Source organism: Streptomyces niveus (assembly GCF_001723055.1).
GTDB lineage: Bacteria > Actinomycetota > Actinomycetes > Streptomycetales > Streptomycetaceae > Streptomyces > Streptomyces niveus.
In genome coordinates this window covers 1-6,421 of record NZ_MDCR01000101.1, presented here as the reverse complement: position 1 = coordinate 6,421, position 6,421 = coordinate 1, and the positions used below count along the sequence as shown (strand labels likewise).

The 6,421-nt window shown below is 71.4% G+C and carries 6 protein-coding genes and 2 pseudogenes; 4 read left to right on the top strand and 4 right to left on the bottom strand.

Annotated elements, in window-relative coordinates:
* From BHU15_RS13715 to BHU15_RS13705, 3 genes and pseudogenes are all read right to left on the bottom strand, one after another.
* Nucleotides 1–682 (bottom strand): annotated as a pseudogene (locus BHU15_RS13715) (nucleoside-diphosphate sugar epimerase/dehydratase); the annotation flags it as partial.
* On the bottom strand, nucleotides 679–1,872 hold the full coding sequence (locus BHU15_RS13710) for a glycosyltransferase family 4 protein (protein ID WP_069627435.1): 1,194 nt from the start codon (nucleotides 1,870–1,872) through the stop codon (nucleotides 679–681). The gene BHU15_RS13710 and the pseudogene BHU15_RS13715, both read right to left, overlap by 4 nt.
* Nucleotides 1,873–1,965: 93 nt before the next feature.
* Complete coding sequence (locus tag BHU15_RS13705; RefSeq protein ID WP_069627434.1) at nucleotides 1,966–3,093, bottom strand: DUF3344 domain-containing protein; 1,128 nt, start codon at nucleotides 3,091–3,093, stop codon at nucleotides 1,966–1,968.
* A gap of 229 nt (nucleotides 3,094–3,322) precedes the next feature.
* Between BHU15_RS13705 and BHU15_RS13700 the strand changes: the two genes are divergently transcribed.
* From BHU15_RS13700 to BHU15_RS13685, 4 genes are all read left to right on the top strand, one after another.
* Entirely contained in the window at nucleotides 3,323–3,565 is a 243-nt protein-coding gene (locus BHU15_RS13700) for a chaplin (protein WP_069627438.1), read from the top strand.
* A 179-nt stretch (nucleotides 3,566–3,744) separates the two neighbouring features.
* Nucleotides 3,745–3,984 carry a chaplin gene (locus BHU15_RS13695; protein ID WP_023541067.1) on the top strand — a complete coding sequence of 80 codons (240 nt, stop codon included), beginning with the start codon at nucleotides 3,745–3,747 and terminating at the stop codon, nucleotides 3,982–3,984.
* A gap of 319 nt (nucleotides 3,985–4,303) precedes the next feature.
* A complete protein-coding gene (locus BHU15_RS13690) occupies nucleotides 4,304–4,987 on the top strand; it encodes a hypothetical protein (protein WP_079128122.1) in 684 nt (227 codons plus the stop codon).
* A gap of 140 nt (nucleotides 4,988–5,127) precedes the next feature.
* On the top strand, nucleotides 5,128–5,478 hold the full coding sequence (locus tag BHU15_RS13685; protein ID WP_069627433.1) for a hypothetical protein: 351 nt from the start codon (nucleotides 5,128–5,130) through the stop codon (nucleotides 5,476–5,478).
* 128 nt (nucleotides 5,479–5,606) lie between these two features.
* Here the strand turns inward: BHU15_RS13685 and BHU15_RS13680 are convergent.
* Nucleotides 5,607–6,162 (bottom strand): annotated as a pseudogene (locus tag BHU15_RS13680) (vitamin K epoxide reductase family protein); the annotation flags it as partial.
* Between the last annotated feature and the right edge of the window lie 259 nt (nucleotides 6,163–6,421).

Genomic DNA, 6,421 nt, shown 5'->3' with positions numbered 1-6,421 from the left:
CGCGTACGGGGGCGACGATGCCGACGGGCCGCAGGCCGTACTCGGGGTGGTGGGCGAACAGCGCGGCGAGCCGCCGGCCCGCCGGGCCCGTGCCCACGATCAGCGCGGAGCTGAGCCGGCTTCGCGCGCTGCGCCGCCGGTGCCCGTGGACCGCGGCCCGGCAGCAGCACGCGGCGAGTAACTGGGTGCCGCTGCCCGCCAGCAGGGCGCCGAGGTCCAGCGCGTGCCCGGGGACGAGCGCGGCGAACAGCGCGGCGGCGGCGCACCACGCGACGAGGATGCGCGCGGCCAGCGCGGGGAGTTCGTCGAGGACCGTCCACGGCCCCGACGGGCGGTAGAGCCCGGCGTACGCGTTGAGGACGACGACGCACGCGATGAGCTGCGCGATCAGGACCGGGTGGCGTTGTTCGGGGCCGAGCGCGAGGGTGCACAGCAGAGCCGCGGCGGCGTCCGAGGCGAGGAGCGGCAGCGCGCGGCGCAGGGGCGCGGCCGTACGGCGGCGGTTCGGCAGCGCGAGGCGGTCGGTCGCGTCGCGGCGTGGCGCGAGGGAGACGAACCCGAGCGGCGGCTGTCCGGTGGTGACCGTCACGGGTCCGAGGGCGCCGAGTGCGCCGGGGCGCGCCGGGTGCGCTGACGGTCCGCGCCCGGACGGTGCGGGGACGCTGGTGCTGTCCGTGTTCACTGGGGGATCGGCTCCCTGCGTTCGGAGCGCGGCACTGCGGCCACGTCGCGGTACACGTCCGCGATGGCCCTCACGGTCTGCCGCACGTCATAGGTGCTGAGTACGTGCTGGTGGCCCTCGCGTCCGAAGTTCTCGCGCAGGGGCCGGTCGCGCAGCAGCGCGGTGATCGCGGTCGCCATCGCGTCGTGGTCCTCGGGCGCGGTCAGGCACTGCGCGCGCTGGCCGGGCGGCAGGCTCTCACTGGCCCCGTCCACATCGCTGAGCAGTACGGCGCGTCCGCTGGCCATGGCTTCGAGCGGTGCGACCGCCATGCCCTCCCAGCGGGACGGCTGTACGACGAGATCGGCGGCCCGGTACCAGGGCGCGGTGTCCGGTACGGCTCCGGCGAAGAGCACCGTCGGCGGGGCGCCCGAGCGCAGCCGCTCGGCGTCGGGGCCGTCGCCGACGAGGACGAGACGGGCCCGGGGCAACTGCCGCAGGACCAGCGGCCAGGCCCGGAGCAGGATGTCCTGGCCCTTCTGCCGGCAGAGCCGGCCCACGCACACGACAAGCGGTGCGTCCGGCGGGAGTTGGGCGAGCAGGGGAAGCGCGGCGCGGGCGGCGGCGGTCGGGGAGAGCCCGTCGGCGGTGTCCGCCGGGCGGAAGCGGTCGGCGTCGACGCCGTTGTGGACGACGGACCAGGGGGCCCGTACTCCGGCGCGCGCCCCCCGGTCGCGCTCGGCCTCGCTCACGCAGACGACCCGGGCGGTCCAGCGGGCGGCCAGGCGCTCCCAGCCCCGGGCGAGGGCCGCCGTCGTACCGCTGACGGCCTCGAACGACCAGGCGTGCGGCTGGAACACGGTCGGGATGCGTCCGCGTACGGCCAGACGTCCGGCGAAGCCGGCCTTCGCGCTGTGCGCGTGCACGACGTCGGGGCGGATGCGCCCGGCCAGTTCGGCGACCCGCCGGATCTCGGCCGGCAGTCCGAACCCGGGGTCGCGGGTCGCGTGCCAGACCTCGGTCTCGGCGCCCAGCGCGGCCACGTCCGCCGCGAGCGGTCCATGGCCGGGGCAGGCCACGACGACCCGCATTCCGGCGGCGACTTGGGCGCGGACGAGATCGGCGACGACGCGGCCCACCCCTCCGTCGACCGGCTGGACGAGATGCAGCACGGTGAAGCCGGGACCGGGACCGTGCCTTGATGACCGCACGCGTAACTCACTCCACTCGTGATCTCTGGTGTCGTGGATCGGACCATCCGACGAACTCGGAAGCGCTGTTGAAGCGCCGCCGAGTGAGCCGGCTCAGCGCCGCGCGTCCACCGCGAGGAAAAGCGCGCCGAGCCAGATCGAGTCACGCCCGGTCCGGATACTTACGTTCATAGTGTCGCCTCCTGGGACGAGTGCTTCACGCAAGTCGAAGACATCGGAGTCGTATCCGAGAGTGTTCCTGTAAGCGGGTTGTCGTTTAATCAGATTGGAGCCTGTATCCGCGATACTTGAATTCAGCACATCGTCGGCCGGATTCGAACGGTCGGCGATCGAACGCGCATTCCCGCGCCCCGTTCCGACGGTCACCGAATCACCCCGGATTCCGGGGTCCCCGTCGTAGGCGACGATCCCGAGCGAGCCGTTGGCGCGCGCCGGGGTCGGCAGCCTGCCGAGCCCGACCCCCAGTTCCCGGTGCCGGTCGTCGAGCGCCTCGAAGCCGTCCCAGACCGCCAGATGACGCAGCGGGTCCCCGGGCCTCTCGTACGCGACGACCATCGTCCAGCCGCCCCACGCACCCGCCGCCGTACGGCCCATCGCGACATTGATCTGCGCCACCGTGTACATGCCCGAGCCGGCGGATCGCACCAGCGGGGTGATGTCGGCCGAGGCCTGGTAGGCGTCGGCGCCACCGGCCGTACGGTGGCCGATCAGCGTGTCGGACAGCACTTCCTTGTACGCGCCGCCGGGCTCGGCGATCAGTACGCGGCCGTTGTCCTTGGGCGGCTTCTGCTCACCGACGCGGAGGTTCCCGCCCCAGTAGAGCCGCGCGTAACTCACCTCGCCGCCGGCCGGTACGCGCAGTTCGCCCCGGGTCGAGTTGTAGGTGTTCGGGTCCTTGTCAAGGTCCGTGTAGAACATGTCGTACCGGTCGTTGGACGCCGTGGCGCTGTCCCGGGCGGCGTCGCAGGCGGCGGCGTCGGCGGGAGTGACGGGGGTGAACGTCCCCGTGGTACGGCAGGTGATGGCCGAGTTGGCGGCCCGGACGATCCCGCCGTGCTGGACCGCGTGATAGCGCTCGCCGAACGGAATTCGGGTGCCCTCCTCGGCGGAGGCCGCCGAGGAAACCGAGGGGGGAATCACCGCGGCGGCGGTCACGCTCGCCGTCGCCGTCACGGCGTACAGCAGACCGCGCCTTACCGCATGCACCGCGCTTTCCCGCATAGAGACTCTCCGACCCGAAGAATGAATCGCCAGTGCACCCTTACAGAGCGCGGACTGAAAATCACGTGAGACGCGCGGACCGTATCAAAGCACCCGCCCTTTCCCGGAATCGGGCAGATCTCAAACCAGGTTCCGCCCACTTTTCAACTCTTCGGGCGCTCGCACGTTTCCCGAACGGCCGCCGGTCGTTGAGCCTGTCGCACCATTGGTAAATCGAAAGGATATGGTGATGAAGCGAGTCGCTAAGTCCGTCGTCCTGGCAACGTCGAGTGCCGCCCTTCTCCTCGCCGGCGCCGGCATGGCTTCCGCCAGCGGCGCCTCCGCCGAGGGTGTCGCGGCCAACTCCCCGGGTGTCCTGTCCGGCAACCTGGTTCAGATCCCGGTCCACATCCCGGTCAACCTCTGCGGCAACACCATCAACGTCATCGGCCTGCTCAACCCGGCCTTCGGCAACACCTGCGTCAACGCCTGACCTCCGGCGGAGCTCCCCCGAGCGCTCCTTCGGCCACGGCCGGGTCCGGCGGCACCGCCGGACCCGAACCGTTTCTTCACTCATTCGGACCGCAACCGATCAGCACGCGTCGCGTTGATCGGTAAGTCGGGCAACTGCGCCCGTAACGCCATTCCCTTAAGACCGAGGAGCTCATCCCCATGTCGCGTATCGCCAAGGCTGTTGTTCTGTCCTCCGCGGCCGCCGCCGCCGTCGTCGGCGCCTCCGGTGCCGCCATCGCCGACAGCGGCGCCCAGGGTGCGGCTGTCGGTTCCCCGGGTGTCATCTCCGGCAACGCCGTCCAGGTCCCCGTGCACATCCCCGTGAACGTCTGCGGCAACACCATCAACGTCATCGGCCTGCTCAACCCGGCCTTCGGCAACACCTGCGTCAACGCCTGAATCTGACTCCGGTCAGACCTGCCGTCACCCACGGCAAGAGCCGCTCTCCCCGCCAGGGGTGGGCGGCTCTTGCGCTGTACGAGGGTCTGTCGGCGGTACGAGGGGGGGCTGTCCCGGGTACGAGAGGGCCGGCCGGCCACCCTTTCGGCGGCGACACGCGAACCGGACGGGTGAGAATCCCCGGCGGTCCGGTCCAGGTCAGCGGGGTCGAAGCGGCCGATTGGCGGACACGGGGCGACGCTCCCGAACAGTTGCGGGCCACGGCCCCGCGACTCACGGTGAAGACGAAACCCCCTACGTGTCCTGAAAGGACCTTTTCATGCGTTCCCTCGTCTCATCCCGCGCCGCAGCCGCCGCCGTCTGCGCCGCACTCGTGCTCGGCACCGCCGGTACCGCCGTCGCCACCACCGCCCACCAGCCGCCGGCCGGAGTCGGCGCCGACGTGGCCGACGCCCCGGTCGCCGACGTCGAGGCCCTCAGGCAGCAGTCGCAGACGCTGGGCGCCCTGTCCGGCGCCATCACGCCGGTCACCGCGCTACTCGACGCCGCGCTCAAGGCGGAGAACGGCCGGCTCCCGGCCGCGGACGTCCAGAAGCACCAGGCCGCCATCAAGAAGGGGCTGGAGGCCGTGCGGAACGCCGCGCAGGCCAACCCGGCCAAGCCCGCGGACAACGCGGCCCACGCCAACCCGGTGAACGCCGTGGGCGCCGACCACAAGGCCCCGGCCGCGGCCGACCTGACGACCGCCGCCGTCGCCTCCGTACAGAAGTCGACGGACGCGCTGCTCAAGGCGTCCGCCACCAAGGACGCGAAGGCCGTCGCCACCCAGTCCGAGGCCGTCGTGACCTCGCTGGTCAACCTCACCGCCGCGACGGTCGTGAACGGCGCCCTGCCGGCCCCGAACCTGCCGGGCCTGCCCGAGATGCCGAAGCTGCCGGGCGCCGAGGCTCCCGTGCCGGCCCCCGAGCTTCCGGGTGTGCCGTCGACGCCGCAGCTCCCGTAACACCCCCGTAGGCCGCGACGGCCGTGCGGACCCCGTCAACACGGAGCCCCGCACGGCCGTTCGTCGTGTCCGGCGCGGCCGGAGATCGTTACTGAGGCGAGATCAGGCAACGAGAACCACCGCTGAAAGAAGGACTCACCATGAAGCCCACGAAGGTCGCCGCTGTCGTCGCCGGTTCCGTGCTGGCGCTGGGCGCCGCCGCCCCCGCGTTCGCCGGCCAGAACCTCCCGATGAGCCTGAACGGCGGACTGGGCCAGGCCGCCGAGACGGTGACCAACCAGGAGAGGCTCGACCCCACGGTGGTGAACACGAACGCCCTGGACCCGAAGAACGACGGCTCGCTCGTCAACAGCCTCGGTGACGTGGCGAAGGGGCTGAACGGCGGCGCCAAGGGCGGTGCCAAGGGGAAGGGCAATCACGGCAAGGGGGGCAAGGGCGGCCAGACCGGCAAGGGCGGCGCGATGCTCGGCGGGATCCCGCTCGGGAAGTAGTACGGCCGGGCCGCCCACCGGCCCGGCGCCGGGCGCGTACGGTCCCAACTCCCGTACCACCGACGGCCGCACGGAGTCGTTCGCCTCGCGAGCGTCGTTCTCCGGGCGGCCGTCCGCCGTGTGGTGGGTCAGCTGGTCCAGAAGTCCCACCAGCGGGTGAGGACCAGCATCCCGATGGTGCCGATCCACAGCACCGGCAGCACCCAGTGGAACTCCCCCACCGCCGTGCGCAGTCCGGCGGGCGCGGGCAGGATCCGGTGCGTGATGTTGTGCGTGGTGACGTAGCTGAACATGATGATCGTGGCGGCCCACGCCAGCGAGCACCACAGGCAGAGCGAGCCGATGCTGTAGAGCGACTGGTACTGGAGCCAGGTGCAGAAGCCGACACCGAACAGCATCCCGGCGTTGAGCCCGAGCCAGAACCAGCGCCGGTAGCGCGCGCCCGCGAGCAGCCCCGCGCCGACGCACATCACGGCCGCGTACGTCGCCAGACCCAGCATCGGATTCGGGAAGCCGAACACCGACGCCTGGTCGCTGGTCATGATGTTCCCGCACGACACCACCGGGTTGAGACTGCACCCGGGGGTGAAGCCCGGGTCCTCCAGCAGCTTGAACTTGTCGATGGTGATCACCCACGACGCCAGTACGCCCGCCGCGCCCGTCACCACCAGCAGCCACGCCAGCNNGGCGACGCGTTGTCGTTGTCGATCAATGCTGTTGCCATGGTGTCCACTCCACGGTTCGGTCACGTTTGGTCACACATTCGAAGTAGCGTTTCGGCTGTCCCCCTCGACACGCCCGGCAGAGTGACTCCGGAGTCGAGTACGGCGTTGCCAGAGCATGAACTCCGTCCGAGCACCCCGATGGCAGCGCCTCTCAGCGGTGCCCGAGCTCCGTGCCGAAGTGGTTCCCGCGCCCTGTGCGCCGACCCCGCCGCCGCCCA

What these genes read in the sequence shown, in the direction of transcription:
- BHU15_RS13705 (WP_069627434.1), bottom strand. Translation starts at nt 3,093, where the DNA reads ATGCGGGAAAGCGCGGTGCATGCGGTAAGGCGCGGTCTGCTGTACGCC.
- BHU15_RS13700 (WP_069627438.1), top strand. Translation starts at nt 3,323, where the DNA reads ATGAAGCGAGTCGCTAAGTCCGTCGTCCTGGCAACGTCGAGTGCCGCC.
- BHU15_RS13695 (WP_023541067.1), top strand. Translation starts at nt 3,745, where the DNA reads ATGTCGCGTATCGCCAAGGCTGTTGTTCTGTCCTCCGCGGCCGCCGCC.
- BHU15_RS13690 (WP_079128122.1), top strand. Translation starts at nt 4,304, where the DNA reads ATGCGTTCCCTCGTCTCATCCCGCGCCGCAGCCGCCGCCGTCTGCGCC.
- BHU15_RS13685 (WP_069627433.1), top strand. Translation starts at nt 5,128, where the DNA reads ATGAAGCCCACGAAGGTCGCCGCTGTCGTCGCCGGTTCCGTGCTGGCG.